The sequence below is a fragment of the Mesorhizobium sp. 113-3-9 genome (assembly GCF_016756515.1).
Classification (GTDB): domain Bacteria; phylum Pseudomonadota; class Alphaproteobacteria; order Rhizobiales; family Rhizobiaceae; genus Mesorhizobium.
In genome coordinates this window covers 4,684,662-4,701,834 of sequence record NZ_AP023246.1, presented here as the reverse complement: position 1 = coordinate 4,701,834, position 17,173 = coordinate 4,684,662, and the positions used below count along the sequence as shown (strand labels likewise).

General features: G+C 61.0%; 15 protein-coding genes and 1 tRNA gene. 9 read left to right on the top strand and 7 right to left on the bottom strand.

Features of this window, described 5'->3' with window-relative positions; translation table 11 throughout:
* Nucleotides 1-17: 17 nt before the first annotated feature.
* Genes pcsA through MesoLj_RS22910 form a run of 3 tightly spaced genes read right to left on the bottom strand, consistent with a single transcriptional unit; the run spans nucleotide 18 to nucleotide 2,391 of the window.
* A complete protein-coding gene (pcsA, locus tag MesoLj_RS22920; protein WP_140773825.1) occupies nucleotides 18-836 on the bottom strand; it encodes a phosphatidylcholine synthase in 819 nt (272 codons plus the stop codon).
* Nucleotides 833-1,447, bottom strand: a complete 615-nt coding sequence (locus MesoLj_RS22915) for a DUF1326 domain-containing protein (RefSeq protein WP_095788751.1) — start codon at nucleotides 1,445-1,447, stop codon at nucleotides 833-835. Before MesoLj_RS22915 ends, pcsA begins: the two co-directional genes overlap by 4 nt.
* Entirely contained in the window at nucleotides 1,444-2,391 is a 948-nt protein-coding gene (locus MesoLj_RS22910; RefSeq protein ID WP_202322684.1) for a DUF2182 domain-containing protein, read from the bottom strand. The genes MesoLj_RS22915 and MesoLj_RS22910 overlap by 4 nt, the downstream gene beginning before the upstream one ends.
* A gap of 70 nt (nucleotides 2,392-2,461) precedes the next feature.
* On the opposite strand from MesoLj_RS22910, the gene MesoLj_RS22905 reads away from it, so the two are divergent.
* Together MesoLj_RS22905 and hspQ are read left to right on the top strand one after the other, a co-directional pair.
* A complete protein-coding gene (locus MesoLj_RS22905; RefSeq protein ID WP_202322683.1) occupies nucleotides 2,462-3,676 on the top strand; it encodes a UbiH/UbiF family hydroxylase in 1,215 nt (404 codons plus the stop codon).
* A gap of 147 nt (nucleotides 3,677-3,823) precedes the next feature.
* The gene (gene hspQ, locus MesoLj_RS22900; protein WP_056577259.1) at nucleotides 3,824-4,147 is read left to right on the top strand and encodes a heat shock protein HspQ; all 324 of its coding nucleotides are present in this window, start codon (nucleotides 3,824-3,826) and stop codon (nucleotides 4,145-4,147) included.
* 106 nt (nucleotides 4,148-4,253) lie between these two features.
* Here hspQ and MesoLj_RS22895 read toward each other — a convergent pair whose 3' ends face one another.
* Entirely contained in the window at nucleotides 4,254-4,883 is a 630-nt protein-coding gene (locus MesoLj_RS22895; protein ID WP_140773822.1) for an invasion associated locus B family protein, read from the bottom strand.
* Between the two features lie 233 nt (nucleotides 4,884-5,116).
* On the opposite strand from MesoLj_RS22895, the gene MesoLj_RS22890 reads away from it, so the two are divergent.
* The 4 genes from MesoLj_RS22890 to mgtE all read left to right on the top strand — a co-directional run bounded on the left by MesoLj_RS22890 (nucleotide 5,117) and on the right by mgtE (nucleotide 11,651).
* Nucleotides 5,117-6,934 (top strand): extracellular solute-binding protein, encoded by a 1,818-nt coding sequence (locus MesoLj_RS22890; RefSeq protein WP_202322682.1) that lies wholly within the window; start codon nucleotides 5,117-5,119, stop codon nucleotides 6,932-6,934.
* 16 nt (nucleotides 6,935-6,950) lie between these two features.
* The gene (locus MesoLj_RS22885; RefSeq protein WP_202322681.1) at nucleotides 6,951-7,631 is read left to right on the top strand and encodes a DsbA family oxidoreductase; all 681 of its coding nucleotides are present in this window, start codon (nucleotides 6,951-6,953) and stop codon (nucleotides 7,629-7,631) included.
* Between the two features lie 491 nt (nucleotides 7,632-8,122).
* The gene (locus MesoLj_RS22880; protein ID WP_202327429.1) at nucleotides 8,123-10,015 is read left to right on the top strand and encodes an ABC transporter ATP-binding protein/permease; all 1,893 of its coding nucleotides are present in this window, start codon (nucleotides 8,123-8,125) and stop codon (nucleotides 10,013-10,015) included.
* A gap of 271 nt (nucleotides 10,016-10,286) precedes the next feature.
* Nucleotides 10,287-11,651, top strand: a complete 1,365-nt coding sequence (gene mgtE / locus MesoLj_RS22875) for a magnesium transporter (RefSeq protein ID WP_140773818.1) — start codon at nucleotides 10,287-10,289, stop codon at nucleotides 11,649-11,651.
* A gap of 157 nt (nucleotides 11,652-11,808) precedes the next feature.
* On the opposite strand, the gene gor is transcribed toward mgtE, so the two are convergent.
* From gor to rpiA, 3 genes are all read right to left on the bottom strand, one after another.
* A complete protein-coding gene (gene gor / locus MesoLj_RS22870; protein WP_202322680.1) occupies nucleotides 11,809-13,197 on the bottom strand; it encodes a glutathione-disulfide reductase in 1,389 nt (462 codons plus the stop codon).
* Between the two features lie 120 nt (nucleotides 13,198-13,317).
* Entirely contained in the window at nucleotides 13,318-13,938 is a 621-nt protein-coding gene (locus tag MesoLj_RS22865) for a DUF2059 domain-containing protein (protein ID WP_140773816.1), read from the bottom strand.
* On the bottom strand, nucleotides 13,925-14,656 hold the full coding sequence (gene rpiA / locus MesoLj_RS22860; protein WP_202322679.1) for a ribose-5-phosphate isomerase RpiA: 732 nt from the start codon (nucleotides 14,654-14,656) through the stop codon (nucleotides 13,925-13,927). The genes MesoLj_RS22865 and rpiA overlap by 14 nt, the downstream gene beginning before the upstream one ends.
* A gap of 209 nt (nucleotides 14,657-14,865) precedes the next feature.
* Between rpiA and MesoLj_RS22855 the strand changes: the two genes are divergently transcribed.
* The 3 genes from MesoLj_RS22855 to MesoLj_RS22845 all read left to right on the top strand — a co-directional run bounded on the left by MesoLj_RS22855 (nucleotide 14,866) and on the right by MesoLj_RS22845 (nucleotide 17,014).
* Complete coding sequence (locus tag MesoLj_RS22855) at nucleotides 14,866-15,549, top strand: phosphoglycolate phosphatase (RefSeq protein ID WP_202322678.1); 684 nt, start codon at nucleotides 14,866-14,868, stop codon at nucleotides 15,547-15,549.
* Between the two features lie 139 nt (nucleotides 15,550-15,688).
* Nucleotides 15,689-15,763, top strand: a tRNA-Val gene (locus MesoLj_RS22850).
* Between the two features lie 273 nt (nucleotides 15,764-16,036).
* On the top strand, nucleotides 16,037-17,014 hold the full coding sequence (locus MesoLj_RS22845) for a restriction endonuclease (RefSeq protein ID WP_202322677.1): 978 nt from the start codon (nucleotides 16,037-16,039) through the stop codon (nucleotides 17,012-17,014).
* The last annotated feature ends 159 nt before the right edge of the window (nucleotides 17,015-17,173 follow it).

The following is a 17,173-nucleotide window of genomic DNA, read 5'->3' as shown; positions in this document are numbered from 1 at the left end:
GGGATTCCTCTGGCTGATCAGGCCTTCTTGGCACCGAGATTTGGAAAGAACTGCATGATGCCACCGATGCAGGCCAGATAGAGCCCGGTAATGGTAATGCCGATCTTGGTGAAAGTGCCGACCTGTTCGCCCAGCACGCCGATCTGATCGTAGAAGGCTGCCAGAGCCGCCTGCGCAAGCGCAAGCGCGCCGAAGGCGCACCACAAAAGGGTCATTGTGAGATTGATGCGTCGCAGCCGCACCACCCGCACCGGATGAATGAAATTGATCGGGATGAAAGTCAGGATGCCAGCCACCACCACGACAGCGAACGACACCCATTGTCCCGGTTCGATGACGAACAGCGTGAACACCACCATGTTCCAGACCACGGGGAAGCCCTTGAAGAAATTCTCCTTCGTCTTCATGCCGGTGTCGGCATAATAGATCGCGCTGGAAACGACGATGATCGCAGCCGAAAGGAACGACAGTCCCTCGCCCATGAAGCCGCGCTGGTAGAGCGCGAAGGCCGGGATCAGCACATAGGTCACATAGTCGATGATGTTGTCGAGGAGTTCGCCCGACCAGGTCGGCAGGATTTCCTTGACCTCGAGCTTCCTGGCGATCGGCCCGTCGATGCCGTCGACGAACAGCGCCAGTCCGAGCCACCAGAACATTGCCGTCCAGCGCTCCTCGCTCGCCGCCACCAGCGACAGGAATGCAAGGAACGAGCCTGACGCGGTCAGCAGGTGGACGGAGAACGCCCTTGCCTGCGGCCAGGTGACCTTCTTCTTCGGCCGCGGAATCCGGTCCGCGATCTTCTTGGCGGCCTTTCTGGCCGTAGTGTTCTTGCTCACGGGCCCCGCCAATCCAGCTTGCAGATTTCGGCCGAGCGGCCAGCAAAATTCCAGTTGCGGCCGAAGGCGCGCATCTTGCTCTTGTCGGACCTCGCCACGATGATCTCCGGCGCGATCCAGTATTCCGAGTTCGTGATCACCGTATCCTTCTCGCGATCCTTGCCGGCGATTGGCGTCACCGCGCCATCGATGATCTTCGGTATCTGGAAGATACGCGTCTTGTCCCGCGTCTCATAGGTGATCGGCACCTGTTCCACACCCAGGAATTTTCCGACGAGGATCGACAGCAGCGACGTGGTCCCGCCCGCCTTGCCGGTGAAGATCTTCGTCAAGGCCTTGACCGCATAGATCGAGGCGCGTTTGTCGATGAACAGGCCGGCGGTCCAGTTGCCTCGGCTCATGTAGCCGGGGATTTCCATGATCAGCCCAAGGTTTAGGCCTGACAGGTCGACCTCGCCGAAATGACCGGCATCGATGCGGAAACCCGCCCAGGTCTGGCAATAGCCCTCGGTCGGAGGGTGACTGCCGAGCGACAGCACGCAAGGGCAAAAAACCGTGCAATTGCAGGAGAGTACGAGCTCTCCTTTCATTGCCCAGCCCTGATCTGTCATCGAATTTCCCCCACTGAAAGCGAGACTACTAGCAGCGCGGCTGCCCAGACAAGCAGTATCGCACCGGCCAGCCGGGTTGGAAGACTGCCCGTCATTTGTTTTTCAATCAGGGTGAACACGCCGATCAGCGCCATCCAGAAGATGTTCATCACGCCGACGGCGAACATCACCAGCATGAGCGCCCAGCAGCAGCCGAAACACCAGATGCCTTGCACGACACCAAGCCGGAAGACGCTGCTGGCTTTGCCGCTCCAGTTCGAAAACAGGATCGAGAACGGGTTGCGGCATTTCTTCAGGCAGGCCTCCTTGAGGCCGCTGAACTGATAGAGGCCGGCAACCAGTAATGCGAGCGCGCCGGCAATCCCAAGCACCGGATCGTAGATCTCGCTGGACGCGGCGAATGTGTGCACGCTGAGCGTCAGTGCCGAGAACAGGACTGAGGCAGCGAGCCAGACGCCGAGATATCCGGCAACCAGCACCAGAGGATGAACGACCGGCTCGCCCTTGATCCGGGCTGTATCGGCGATCTCGCAATAGGTGCGGATCATCGGGGCAGCGGACGGCAGCATCGCCGCGATTGCCATCAGGAACCACATCACGGTGAGAGCAACGGCACGAAAGCCGATGCTTGCGTCCAGCGGCGCCGGCGATAGGCAGAGGGCGAAGAACCGCTCCAGGAAATCGGGCAGCGGCAGCTGTGGCAGGCCGTGCAGGAGGGTGTCGCCGGGCGCGCTGCCTCGGACATCGGCGCCCCGAATCGCCATCGCCCCCAGCAACAGCCAGGCGAATGCGATGCCGGCGCCGACGACGATGTTGACCGTCAAACGCGGGTTGCGCGCGACATTTGCCATGGCGCGGCCGGCGCGGTCGAGATGGCTGAAATCGTCCTGGTGGCCGGTCATGACAACCGAATGGGCCGAATCGCCGCGTTGATCAAGCCGCATGATCTGACCTATATGCCTATAGATTGGCAGGTCTGGTGGCCCGCCTAGCATCATAAGCCGGAAGCCGACCTTGGAGCATCAGGAAACAGCGCGCATACTGATTGCCGGCACCGGGGCCGCGGGCCTGATCGCGGCGCTCGCTTTCGCTGATGCCGGCTTTGCGGTGACGCTTGTCGGGCCCGAGGCGTCGGCTCCCGATGGCCGTACCACGGCGCTGATGAACCCTGCCCTGAAAGTGCTTGAGCGGCTTGATCTCCTCGAAGACATCAAACCCAAGGCCGCGCCGTTGAAAGTCATGCGCATCGTCGATGCGACGAGCAGGCTGATCCGCAGTCCCGTCGTCACCTTCCGCGCCGCCGAGATCGACGAGGAGCAGTTTGGGCTGAACCTGCCCAACAGCGTCCTTGGCCCGGCGCTTGCCGCCAAGGTGGCCGCGCATTCCGGGATCGAATGGCGCAGGTCTATGGTCAAGGCCTGGCATCTCGGCGCCGACAAAGCCCACGCCGACCTCGCCGACGGCAGTGAGGTTGGCGCGTCGCTGGCGGTTGCCGCCGATGGACGCCAATCGCCCGCGCGCGAGGCAGCGGACATCTCGACTGCCGCACGCTCCTACCCGCAAGCCGCGCTCGTGCTCAATTTCGGCCATGGCCGAGACCATGCCTTCACCTCGACGGAGTTCCACACAGAGACAGGCCCGTTCACACAGGTTCCGCTGCCGGGCAATCGCTCAAGTCTCGTCTGGGTGGTTAAGCCCGAGACAGCCAAGGCGCTTGCCGCCCTGGATGACGCAACGCTTTCAATGCGGGTCGAGCAGCAGATGCAGTCAATGCTGGGTCGGGTCACCGTGGAACCGGGCCGGCAGATCTATCCGCTTTCGACCGTCACGCCCCTGCGCTTCGCACGAGAGCGGGTGGCGCTCGTCGGCGAAGCCGCCCATGTGTTTCCGCCAATCGGTGCGCAAGGCCTCAACCTTGGCATCAGGGATATTGACGATCTGGTTGGTATTGCGAGCGAAAATCGTGAGGACCCCGGCGGCGCCAAGGCCCTTGCCGCCTACGATTTCAAGCGTCGCCCCGATATTCTGGCGCGTAGCGGTGCGGTCAATCTCCTCAACATGTCGCTGCTTTCCGACATGTTGCCGGCGCAGATCGCGCGGGGCGCTGGTCTGGGCGTTCTCGGCGGTTTTGCGCCGCTGCGCGCCTTCTTCATGCGCGAAGGGCTTCGTCCGGGCAGCGGCTTTGCAGCACTCGTGGGTGGCCTGCGAAAGCCGGTGCGGCATCGGTAGCGACTTGCGGACTTTATCGCGGCATCGCGACATCAACCCAAACCTTTGCGCCGAATTCTGCGTAGCTTGAAGACGCTCAGACGCTTCGGGATTGAATTGACTCGGAGTCTGCGCCAAATAAAGTCAAGGAATTCAGTGGTGAGTACGATGAAAACGGCCAAATTCGCGATCGGACAGGTGGTTCGTCACCGGCTGTTTCCGTTTCGGGGCATCATTTTCGACGTCGATCCGCAATTCGCCAACACCGACGAATGGTACGAAGCCATCCCCGCCGATGTGCGGCCCCGCAAGGATCAGCCATTCTACCATCTGCTCGCGGAGAATTCGGAAACCGAATACATAGCCTATGTGTCCGAGCAGAATCTGCTCGAGGACCGGTCGGGCGAGCCCGTTCGCCACCCGCAGATCAAGGAGATGTTCGACAAGAAGCCGGATGGACGCTACGAGCCGAAACGGCAATCCAGGCACTGACCTCCCGGCACTCCAGCTATCCGCCGAGAAATTCAGGCCGGAAACGAAAAAAGCGGGGCATGGCCCCGCTTTTTCTTTGGCACCGGCCTTGGCCGGATGCCGGTGATCAGTTGGCGGTCTTCGCCTTGTCCTGCTCGTCCTTGAGCTTCTTGGCGAAGTCCTGGTTGTTCTTGGCCACGAAGTCCTGAAGCTTCTTCTGCCGGTCCTCGATGTCCGACTGCTGCAGCGGCGGGCCGTCATAGGCACCGCTGAAGCCCTGCAGCGCGATCTTGATCGGGTTGGCCTGGTTCTGGAAATTGATCGAGGTCAGCGTGATACCCTGACCTTTCTTGAACGAGGCGACGAGCTGGTCGGTCAGCGGCACTTCCGCCACGCAACGATCCGGGAAGCAGATGACATAGTCGAGCTTCTGAGCCTTGCCGGTGTCGATCTGCAGGCCGATACCGGGAGGCACGAGGCGACCGGTCGGCACCGTGACCTGGAACACCTTGCGGTTAACCTTGCCCTTGAGTTCGATCAGGCTGACACCGGTGACGAGCTGACCGTTGCCGGCGGTGACGATGTTCTGGACGTTGCAGATATCGACGTCTTCCTGCTTGGTGCAGGCCTTGAACCAGCCCTGGGGTATCTGCTGCTGTTGCTGCGCGGAAGCCGCGGGAAGTCCTGCGCCCAGAAAGCCGATCACGCCAGCGGCCATGACCGACAGGCGGTACGCGTTGCTGTTCAGGCTCGTCATGTCGTGCATTTCCTCTCAAATGATCCCGGAACCGGCTTCTCTGCGCCGTGTGGTCCAGCTACCTGTTGCCGAAATGAGGCAACAGAATGACTTCGGACGGCGTGTTACACTGCAAGCGGTGCCGAATCCAGCCCGCTCACTTGTAATTCTTGATGACACCATTGGCCGGCACGCAGCTGCCTCATGCTAGGGTGCGCACCGAATCATCAAGCCGACCTGTTAAGGAGACGGTCATGGGCCGCGTTCTTGTTTGGCTGATCACCGCGATATCGTTTCTCACCCTGCCGCTGCCGGCGCTGTCGGAGCCAAAATACGCGATTGCCATGCAAGGCGAACCGGCCCTGCCGCCGGACTACGCGCATTTCAGCTACGTCAATCCCGACGCGCCGAAGGGCGGCAGCATCACCTACTGCGTCGTCGGCAGCTTCGATAATCTCAACCCTTTCATCCTGAAAAGCCTGCGTACGACCGCGCGCGGCATGATGGACACGATCTTCGGCAATCTGGTCTTCGAGCCGCTGATGCAGCGCAGCGCGGATGAGGCATTCACGCTCTATGGGCTGCTCGCCGATACCGCCGACATGGACCCGGAGCGCAAGAGCATCGAATTCCATCTCAACCCGAAGGCCAAATGGTCGGACGGACAGCCGGTGACGCCGGAAGACGTGCTGTTCACCTATGATGTCTATACGCAAAAGGGCCGCCCGCCCTACAGCGACCGCATGGCCAGGATCGCCAAGCTCGAAAAGACCGGCGACCACAGCGTGCGCTTCACTTTCAACGACAAGGCCGATCGCGAATTTCCCCTGATCATCGCGCTGACGCCGATCATCCCCAAGCATGCCTTTGACATGGACACATTCGACAGGACGACGCTGAAGCCGCTGATCGGCAGCGGACCCTACACGATCGCGCAGGTGACGCCCGGCCAGCGCATCGTCTTCAAGCGCAATCCGGACTACTGGGGCAAGGACGCACCCGCCAAGCGCGGCTTCGACAATTACGACCAGATCACCATCGAATATTTCCTCAACGCCAACGCCAAGCTCGAAGCCTTCAAGAAGGGCCTTTGCGCCATCGACGACGACAGTGATCCGGTGAAGCGTGAGCGCGATCTCGACTTTCCCGCCTTCCACAGGGGCGAGGTGGTTTCCGAAACTTTCGACACCGGCATTCCGCCTGTCGTGACCGGTTTCCTGTTCAACACCAGGCTGCCGAAATTCTCCAACCCGGTGGTTCGGCGCGCGCTCGGCATGCTTTACGATTTCGAATGGGCGAACAAGAACCTGTTCGGCGGCAAATACACGAGAACGATGAGCTATTGGCAGAATTCCGAACTCTCCGCGCTTGGCCATCCGGCCGACGACAGGGAAAAGGCGTTGCTGGCCCCCTACCCCGGCCGCGTCCCGGCCGAAATCATGGACGGCACCTGGAAACCGCCGGTGACCGACGGTTCAGGCCAGGACCGCAAGGTGCTTAAGGCCGCTTTCGATCTCCTGAAAAGCATCGGTTACCACGTGCAGGACGGCACAATGCTCGATCCCGAAGGCAAACCTTTCGGATTCGAGATCCTGACCGCTTCGCAGGACGAAGAACGCCTGGCCGGCATCTACCAGCGCACACTGGAGAAGATCGGCATCAACGTCAGCATCCGCAGCCTGGATGGCGACCAGATCCAGTCGCGCAAGCAGCGTTTCGACTTCGAGGTGCTGGTCGGCTCGAGCGGCTTCAACAATTCCTTGTCCCCGGGCATCGAGCAGATCGGGCGTTGGTCGTCCGCTGCGGCCAAGACCGAAGGATCATTCAATCTTGCCGGCGTCGCCGACCCGGCAATCGATGCCGCGATCGACGCCATGCTGAACGCACACACCAAGGAGGATTATGTCGCCGCCGTTCGCGTTCTCGACCGGCTGCTGATCTCGGGCAACTACATGGTGCCGATGCAGTACAACACGCAGCAGTGGCTTGCGTACTGGAATTATCTGGAACATCCGCGGAAGACGCCCATATTCGGTTATCAGCTGCCGACCTGGTGGCGCAAACCGAACTGAAAATCCGGAGATCGAGATGAGCGAAGCGAACGCCATAACCGTTGACGTGGTGTCGGACGTCGTGTGTCCGTGGTGCTTCATCGGCCAGAAGCGGCTGGACAAGGCGGTTGCCGCGGCCGGCGATATAGATGTGCACATACGCTGGCGGCCGTTCCAGCTTGATCCGACCATTCCGCCGCAGGGCAAGGACCGCCGGGAGTATATGCTGGCCAAATTCGGCAGCGACGAGCGCATTCGCGAGATCCATGCCCGCATCGAACCGCTTGGCGACGCCGAGGGCATTTCCTTTGCCTTCGATGCCATCAAGGTGGCACCAAACACGCTGGATGCGCACCGCCTGATCCGCTGGGCTGGCGCCGCTGGCGAAGCCGTGCAGAACAGGCTGGTCCGCCGCCTGTTCCAGCTGAATTTCGAGGAGGGCGTCAACATCGGCGACCATGCCGTGTTGGTCGAAGCCGCCCGCGAGGCCGGCATGGACGCATCCGTGGTGGCGACGCTCTTGCCGACCGACGCCGATGTCGAGGCGGTGCGCACCGAGATCGCCACGGCATCGCGCATGGGCATATCAGGCGTGCCGTGTTTTCTGCTTGAAGGCAAATATGCCGTGATGGGTGCGCAAGACGTCGACACGCTGGCCGATGCCATCCGCCAGGTGGCGGCGGCCAAGGCGCGCGGCGAACTGGACACGGTCGGCTGACGCCTGTCATTCCTTCGCCTGCCGCAAAGACTTTTTGAGGTCATTGCTCGGCCTTTGGGACAGGGCCGTTGACACATTATGACGGCCTGTTTTCCGGAATTTTCGTTAGCCGCAATGAAAAATCGGTCGACCGAACAAGCCAAAATGGGTCACGAAATCGTGTGAATACCTTCCCCAAGGGAAGGTATGTGTGTCCTGTTGTCGGGCCCGGTAAACGAATGATATCACTGTATTAAATCGCCTTTCGGCGGGCTTGCCCGCGACGCATGGGAAGCCCGTTCTGTTGCCTTGCCGACACGGCTGGCACCTTTATCCCGCCGTCCCTCTACAAAAATTAATGGAAAATGATCAATTGGTGTTACCATCCGTAACAAAACAAAAAAGGTTTGGGCGGGATCGTGATTCGGATCGGCAGACGATCGCAGGAGTCAGTACCGGATGGACTACACAGCGGCGGCGCGGAGCGGTCGCATTTGACGCCGGTATCCTCGATGCGCAGTTTCTGGGGGCTCATGCGGGCCTACTGGTTGTCGGATCGGTGGAAAGAAGCCTGGACGCTGACGCTGGTAATCGCGCTGCTTACCGCGCTGTCCAGCAAGGCGGGCGTCTGGTTCGCCGAAGCTTCTGGTGAGCTGGTCAACTCGATCGCCTTCTTCCACGACGCCGCCAACACCACGCCGCTTCGCACACTGCTGGTCAATGCAGGTATTCTCGTTTTGCTGGTCGTGCTCAAGGACGCCGGCTTCACCGGCATCCGCAATCTTGTCTCTGTGACCTTGCACCGCAAATGGCGCGGCTGGCTGGACAGCCGTTTCAACGAGGCGCTGCTGGACGGCAACCATACGCATTTCCATGCCCAGCATGCTTCGACCGGCGGCGGCGCCTCCGCTCCCGACAACATCGACCAGCGCGTGCAGGAATCGATCAAGGATATGACGGGCGGCGCCATAGGCCTCGCCATGGGCGTGCTTGGCGTCGCCACCTCGCTTTATTTCGTCGGTCAGAAGCTGCTCGAAACCTCCGTCGAGGTGAAGGGACTGGAATTCCTCGGCAGCTACGGCAGCGCCATCCTCGCCTTCCTGGCGGTCGCCACTTACGTGCCTTTGAACACATGGATCGCGGTCAAGCTCGGCAGCCTGCTGGAACGCCTCAATGTGCGGATGCAGCAAGCCGAAGGTAGCTATCGCGGCGAACTGACCACCTTCCTGCGCCGCAGTTTTCATGTCGCGGCATCGCATGGTGAAGGTGTGCAGAAGTCAATGCATCGCCGGCTCTACGTCGATATCGACGGAACCTGGTCGCGGCTGAACATTGTCAACACCGTCTATATGTCGTTCGAGCTGATCTACAATTTCATCGGCGCCCGCATCGTCGCCTACGGGCCAGGCTTGGTACCGTTCATTCACAACGGCCTCGATCTGAAGGGCTATATAACCGGCTCCGAACTGGTCAATTCGCTGATCGGCCAATGTTCCTGGTTCATCCATGTCATGCCGGCAATCGCCACGCTGCGCGCCAACAGCCAGCGTGTCACCGAACTGGCGAATGCGATCGAAAACGTCCAGCACCCGCAGGAATTCTACAGCCAGACCGGCCGCTCCGACTTCCAATATGCCAGCCAGAACCCGGTTTTCGGCCTGACCATCCAGAAACTCGAATTGGCGCATCAGGGCGAGGATGCGACACCGTTCCTCAGCGCCGCGAACCTGCGCTTCCGGCGCGGCGAGTGGACCTTCCTGAAAGGCGAATCCGGCTGCGGCAAGACCTCGCTGATAAAGGCGATCAACGGCCTCTGGCCCTATGGCCGCGGCACCATCGTCTTCCCTGACGGGGTGAAGAGTTTTTATGCCGCCCAGGAGGTCAAGCTGCAGCAGGTGTCGCTGAAACAGTTGGTCTGCCTGCCGGGCTCCGAACACGACCATGGCGATGCTCAGGTTGCGTCGGCGCTGCACAAGGCTGGCCTTGGTGACTTCATCGAACACATGGCCAATGAAAACCGCGAGGGTAAAAGCTGGGATCAGGTCCTGTCGGGCGGTCAGAAACAGAAGCTGGTGGTGGCTCGCATCATCCTGCAGCAGCCGGGCCTCCTGTTCCTCGACGAGGCGACCGGCGCGCTCGACCCGGAGGGCAAGATTGCCTTCCACCAGGCGATCAAGGACAATTGTCCGGATGTCACGGTGATCAGCGTCATGCACGAGGCGGTCGCACCCAGATCGGCTGCCGGTACCGAGTTCTACCACTCGATCGTCTTGATCGCCGACGGTGTCGCCACCAAGAAGCCGCTGGCTCCGACCCTGCCCGTCGAACTCACCACGATCCTGGCCCAGCCACGGCCGGTCGAAGACAAATGGCTGCGTTTCTCGCGCCGGCTGAAACAGAAATAACGATGCGTTCACTTCGACTTGCCGGACAAAACGGCAGTCGGCGATCACAGTGTCGCGATCGAAGCCATCAGGCACCGTTTTCCATCGTCACCACGATTGACTCGGCAAGGCGCGCTCCTATGTTGCGCCGGCTTGCTGATAGTCAAACGCGAACCCGCAAGCAGAAAGGTCACCGCGCCATGCCTGGCGACAGTATTAGTCGAACGCAACCGCCGTCCGCCTAGACGTGACCTGAATGGTTCATGTCCTGCCGGACGGCAAGGAGTGAGCCATGAACGATTTCTTCCCTGTAGCGGACGACGAGGCCGTCGCCATCGCCCGCATCCTTGCAAACGACCATGTCGCCGACGTGGTCGAGGCGCTCAACCATGAATCGCGCGAAACCGCGACGGATCTGCTTTGCGCCGTACCCTTCGAGCGTCTGGTCGAGATTTTCGATCAGCCTGAACTCGAGGGTGCGCCCGAACTCGCGGAGGCCCTGCCTCGCCCCAAGGCAAGCAAGCTGCTCACCGCCATGTCCGTCGACCGCGCGGCCGACATCCTGCGCGAGCTCGATGAGCCGGCACGCTCCGAACTGCTCGGTGCGCTGGCGCCGCCACTGCGCGCGACCTTGCTTTCCATTCTGGGCTATCCCGAAGGCAGCGCCGCATCGATCATGACGACGGAGTTCGTCAGCGTACCCTCGGACTGGACCGTCGGGCGCACGCTCGACTACATCCGCAAGGTCGAGCGGACGCGCGAAACCGTCTACGCGATCTACATTGTCGATCCGCAGACGCACCTCCTGGTGCGGTCGACCGGCTTGCGCCGGCTCATCACCGGTGAGCCGGACGATCCGATCCTGTCGGTGGCGCCGGACCGCATGCCGGTCACGGTCACACCGCTGACGGATCGCGAAAACCTGGCGCAGACGATCTCCAAATACGATCTGCTCGCCGTCCCGGTTGTCGACCATGGCAAGATCCTCGGCATCGTCACCATCGACGACATCATCGATACGATGATCGAGGAGACGACCGAGGACGTGCACCGCTTCGGCGGCATGGAGGCGCTCGACGAGCCCTACATGAAGATGAGCTTCCTCGCCATGATCCAGAAGCGGGCCGGCTGGCTCTGCGCCCTGTTCCTCAGCGAAATGCTCACCGCCAACGCCATGCAGAGCTACGAGAGCGAGTTGGAGAAGGCGATCGTGCTCACCCTTTTCATCCCGCTGATCATGAGTTCCGGCGGCAATTCCGGCTCGCAGGCGACCTCGCTGGTCATCCGCGCGCTGGCACTGCGCGAGATCGGCCTCGGCGACTGGTGGCGGGTTGCGCTGCGCGAACTGCCGACCGGCCTCGTGCTGGGATCGATCCTTGGCGTTGTCGGTGTCTGCCGCATCACGCTGTGGCAGTATTTCGGTTTCTACGATTACGGCCCGCACTGGCCGCTGATTGCAGCGACGGTCGGGACGACACTGGTCGGCATCGTTACCTTTGGTTCCCTCTCGGGGTCGATGCTGCCGTTCGCCCTGAAACGGATCGGGTTTGATCCTGCCAGCGCATCGGCGCCATTTGTCGCGACGCTGGTCGATGTCACCGGGCTGGTGATCTATTTCTCGGTGGCGCTCGTCATCCTGCGCGGCACCCTGCTGTAGCCGCGCCAGTTATCTCCGCCGCTGGCCGGCGTCGCGCAGTTCATCGGGGAAGGCGCCGGCAATTGCTGCGTTTGTCAGTGCCGCCACCGTCAGGTTCGCTGCCCAGCGGTTACGGGCATTGATTGCTCCCTCGGGCGGGCGCTGCCGGCAGGCGAAGTCAGACGCGCTGGCCGTCCTTCACGCGGTAGGTCGGCTTGTACATGGTGACAAGCTCTTCCGCCGCGGTCGGGTGCACGGCCATTGTGCGGTCGAAATCATCCTTGGTCAGGCCGGCCTTCAGCGGAATGCCGAGCAGTTGCGCCATCTCGCCCGCATCCGGCCCCAGAATGTGGGCACCAAGCACCTTGCGGGAAGTGCCGTCGACCACCAGCTTCATCAGCATCTTTTCGTCGCGGCCCGACAGCGTATGCCTCATCGGCCGGAAGCTGGCGCGATAGATCTCGATATCCGCGAAACGCTTGACGGCCTCGTCTTCCGACAAGCCCACCGTACCGATTTCCGGTTGCGAGAAGACGGCGGTCGCGATCGTTTCGTGGTCGGGCGCGGTCGGGTTGCTCTTGAAGGCCGTCTCCACGAAGCACATCGCTTCATGGATCGCCACCGGCGTCAGCTGCACGCGGTTGGTGACGTCGCCGATCGCCCAGATATTGTCGATGTTGGTGCGGGAATAATCGTCGACCTTGATCGCGCCGGTCGAGGTCATCTCGATGCCGACGCCTTCCAGCCCCATATTCTCGGTGTTGGGGATGCGCCCGATAGCCAGCATGACCTGGTCCACCGTCAGCGTCTTGCCGCTGGTCAGGAGGGCGTCGAGCCGGCCATCCGGCCGCTTGTGCACCCGTTCGGTCACCGAATGGCAGAGTATTTTTATCCCCTTCTTTTCCATCGTCTCGTGCAGGGTGTGACGCAGATCCATGTCGAAGCGGCTGAGTATCTCCTTGCCGCGATAGACCAGGGTCGTGTCGACGCCGAGGCCGTGGAAGATGTTGGCGAATTCGACAGCGATGTAGCCGCCGCCTTCGATCATGATCGCCTTCGGCAACGCCTTGAGATCGAAAGCCTCATTGGAGAAGATGCAGTGTTCGTGGCCGGGCAGCGCCGGATGCGCCGCTGGACGGCCACCGGTGGCGATCAGGATCTGGTCGGCGGTGACGGTGCGGTCCTCGCCCACAAGATGGATCACGTGCGGATCGACGATCATCGCCCGCGAATGAAAGGTCTCGCCGCCGGCGCCCTCGACATTCTTCTTGTAGATCGCCTCCAGCCGGCTGATCTCGCGATCCTTGTTGGCGACCAGTGTCTGCCAGTTGAAACTGGCCTCCGGCACCGTCCAGCCATAGCCGGCCGCGTCGGCAAAATGCTCCGGAAATTGCGAGGCGTAGACATAGAGCTTCTTCGGCACGCAGCCCCTGATGACGCAGGTGCCGCCGAAGCGGTATTCCTCGGCGATGCCGACGCGCTTGCCGAGTGCCGCCGCAACGCGCGCCGCCCTTACCCCGCCGGAGCCGCCGCCGATGACGAAGAGATCGTAATCATAACCGGCCATGAGGCAGCTCCTTGAACGTCGGAAAATGTGAGTGACAGGTAGGCCGCCAAAGGCCAAAAGAAAAGCCCGGACAAGCCGGGCTTCACAGATGGCCGCAAGGCCGTATTTGAAAACGCAGGATCAGTTCTGCGTGCCGTCGGCGGGAGCCGAACCATCAGCGGGCGCGGCGCCATCCGCCGGAGCAGCGCCATCCGCCGGAGCAGCCCCATCAGCGGGTGCCGGCGCAGCCGGCGCCTTGGCCTTGGCGGCCGCGGCCAGCGTTTCGCCGACCTGCTGGGCGAGATCGCGGGCAAGGCCGTTCTGCCAGATGTCGGCTGCCTTGACCAAATCACGCGTCACGGCCGGACCGTTGTCGAGCAGCTTCTTGCCGGCCTCGGAGCCATAGAAGGCCGCGATGTCGTTGAGATCTTTTTCGGAAAACACCTTCGCGTAGGCAAGGGCCGCTTCCTTCTCGAGATCGGCGCGGCGCGAGGCCATCGCCAGCGCCTTCTCGTTGATGGTCTTGCCGATCAACTCCTGCATGTCCGGGTTCTTCTGGATGAGCTGCGATTCGAGCGCGGCCGCCGCCTGCGGCAGGATGTTGTCGAACGGGTCGGTCGCATGGATCGCCGCGACCGCCGCCCGGGCGGCCTTCAGGTGCGACTCGGTGACGTCCTGCGAAAACGCCGGCGAGGAGAAGGCGAAAACGGCCGAGGCCGCCAGAACGACGCAAAGGCCGCGAACCCGGTTATGCAACATCATGATCGGTAGAACTCCCTGGTTTTCGGGCGGCATGGACGGTTTGGATGCCGTCGCCACCGGCGATGATGGCCGCTGACGCCAGCCCGATGAAAAGACCATGCTCGACCACGCCCGGAATGGCGTGGAGAGCATTCGAAAGCGCTCTTGTATCCGGAATGCGGCCAAAAGATGCATCGAGGATAAAATGGCCGCCGTCTGTAACAAAAGCCTGGCCTCCCGTCATCCTCAATGTAATCGGACCGGAAAGGCCGAGATTTTCAGCCGCCGCCGCTACCGCGATCTCGGTGGCGCGCAGGCCGAATTGGTTGACTTCGATCGGCAGCGGAAACCGGCCGAGCGTCTCGACCATCTTCGACCGGTCGGCGATGACGATCATGCGCTGCGAGGCCGCGGCCACGATCTTCTCGCGCAGCAGCGCGCCGCCACCGCCCTTGATCAAGGTCAGTTCCGGGTCGACCTCGTCGGCGCCGTCGATGGTGAGGTCGAGCTCGGGTGTTTCCTCCAATGTCGACAGCGGCACGCCAAGCTCGCGGCACAATGCAGCGGTGCGCTCCGACGTCGGGACACCGATGACGGTCATGCCCGTCGCGACCTTGTCGGCGAGCAGCCGTACGAATTCTTCGGCAGTGGTGCCGGTGCCGATCCCGAGCCGCATGCCATCGCTGACATGGGCAAGAGCCGCCCGCGCGGCCTCGACCTTCAATTGCCTCGCATCCATGCTGCTTTGCCGCCCCGAAACTTGATGCATGTCGCCCAAAAGTAACCTCGGTTTTTGGGAACCACATGCGACGCGCTTAAGTGTTTTGGGCTCCTAGCATTTTTGCCGGTCCGGTCAAAGCCCCTGGCGGCCATACCACCGCCCTGCTTGCCTTGACGCGCGCCAGCCTTTATCGCCTGCCAGCTGTACAAACCTGCGTGGGACAGACAATGATTCGCCCGACAATCGTGTTCGACCTCGACGGTACGCTGATCGATACAGCGCCGGACCTGCTCGACAGCCTCAACCACAGCCTGGCCGCCAGCGAACTCGCCGCCGTCGACGAGGCCGGCTTCAAGCGTTTCGTCGGCCATGGCGGCCGCGTGATGATAGAGCGGGCGCACGCCGCGCAGCAGCGTTCGCTCGATGTCACCGAGCATGACCGGCTGCTGAAACTGTTCCTCGATCACTATACCGACAACATTCCCGGCAAGTCCCGCCCCTACCCTGGTGTCATCGAGGCGATCGCACGCTTCGAGAAGGCGGGCTATCTCCTGGCCATCTGCACCAACAAGTACGAGGCCAACTCGCTGGCGCTGATCGAAGCGCTCGGCCTGACCAGGCATTTCGCGGCCATCGCCGGACAGGACACATTCGCCTTCCGCAAGCCCGATCCGCGTCACCTGACCGAAACCATCAGGCTGGCCGGCGGCGATCCCCACCGCGCCTTGATGGTCGGCGATTCGCAAACCGACATCGACACCGCCAAGGCCGCCGGCATTCCTGTGGTGGCCGTCGATTTCGGCTACACCGACCGCCACGTCCGCGAATTCGAGCCCTCGGCGATAATTTCGCATTTCGATGCGCTGACCGTGGATCTGGCGGAAAGGCTGATCAGCGCCGCTGGACATTGAACGGGCAGCGACCGGCATCCTGTCGGAACAGACCCGAAAGGGTGAAGAATCCGATCGCTGTGAGAATGCCGGACACCGCCTTGACTAAACCGGTTGGCCTCCCTTATATCGCGGCTCGCTTGGCCTTCGGGCAACGAGCGGGCGATTAGCTCAGCGGGAGAGCACACCCTTCACACGGGTGGGGTCGCAGGTTCAATCCCTGCATCGCCCACCATTTTCCGCGCTGAAATTGCACTCCAGATCAGTAGCTAGAAACTACAGTCCGCCCCTTCCCCGCCAAAATACTTCTGATCGAAATTCAGCGCGCTGCTGTAGCTCGAATGGCTCTGGAACTGACAGACGTTGGAGCCGCGCCACAGTGCCTGGCCCTTTCGGCGGAAGAAGTTTAAGCGTGTGGCCTTTGCCAGGTACTAGACGCCAAAAGATCGGTGGTTGGTTTTGCCTGCTAACGCCTACTGAACACACGAAGATTACTGAGGGGCATTCCATGAGGAACGGCGGCAACCGTGAGACGGTCCTTAAAGCATTCGCTTTTGAGGACGTCGTGGCGGACCTTTTCGTGAAGCTGGGCTACGATGTGGTGCGCAACGCACGCATCGGAAAGATGGAAGTCGACCTAATTGCAAGCCTCGGAGGAGCCCAAATTCCCGTCGAAGTTTCAATAGTGAGGGTCGAATCCGCGATGTTGAAGCTTCGTGCTGACGCCGAGCGGCTGCGTTCCCTGAGTCAAACAGTCGATATTTCTCGACCGATCGTCGTGGTGGGAAGCGAGCTCACTCCGGCTGCAAAAGCCTGGGCGGAAAGTCAATACGCGGTAGATATATGGGATCTGAAGGAACTGTTTGATAAAGCAGCGCCATTCAAGGAAATCACAGCACGGCTGCAACAATTCAAAAAAGGGGACCCTACCGGCTCAGCACCGAATGATTCAGAGAGCGACATGCTGCGCCGACAACTGAGCGATCATTTTGCCAATAACGATCTCTCTCCGTCCGCATACGAAACGCTATGCATGTCGGTTTTTATAAAGCTGTTCGACCCCTATCTTTATGGCTTTCAAAAGCAGGCTGAAACCTCGGATGGCGGTAATCGATATGATTTTATCTGCAGGATACAACCGGGGAATCCCTTTTGGGATGGCATTCGGCAGGATTTCAGAACGAAAGCGATATTGTTTGAATGTAAGAATTACGGCGAAAGGATTGGTCCGGACCAAGTTTATTCGACAGAGCGCTATCTGTTTTCCGGAGCATTGCGCACTGTATGCATCTTGATCTCGCGATTTGGAGCTAATGAAGGGGCGATCCGTGCGGCCCAAGGGGCCATGCGGGAATCTGGCAAACTTCTTATCCTCTTGTCGAATTTGGACCTTATCGAGATGCTGAAACTGAGTTCCCAAGAAGGAGCTGCTGAGAATTTTCTGGATAAACGTATCTGGGATTTCATAGTGAGCCTCCCGAGATAGAACTTGACCATCTAGGAGTAGCTAAGCCACGATGGCGATTGCGGTGTCGCGGTCGAAAGGCTTCTTCCCTTCTTTGGGTGGCCGCTTCACACTCTCAGCGCCACTTGAATCCTGCCGATAAACCATCGGACATTACTTCAGGCTACCGCAGAACCTAGC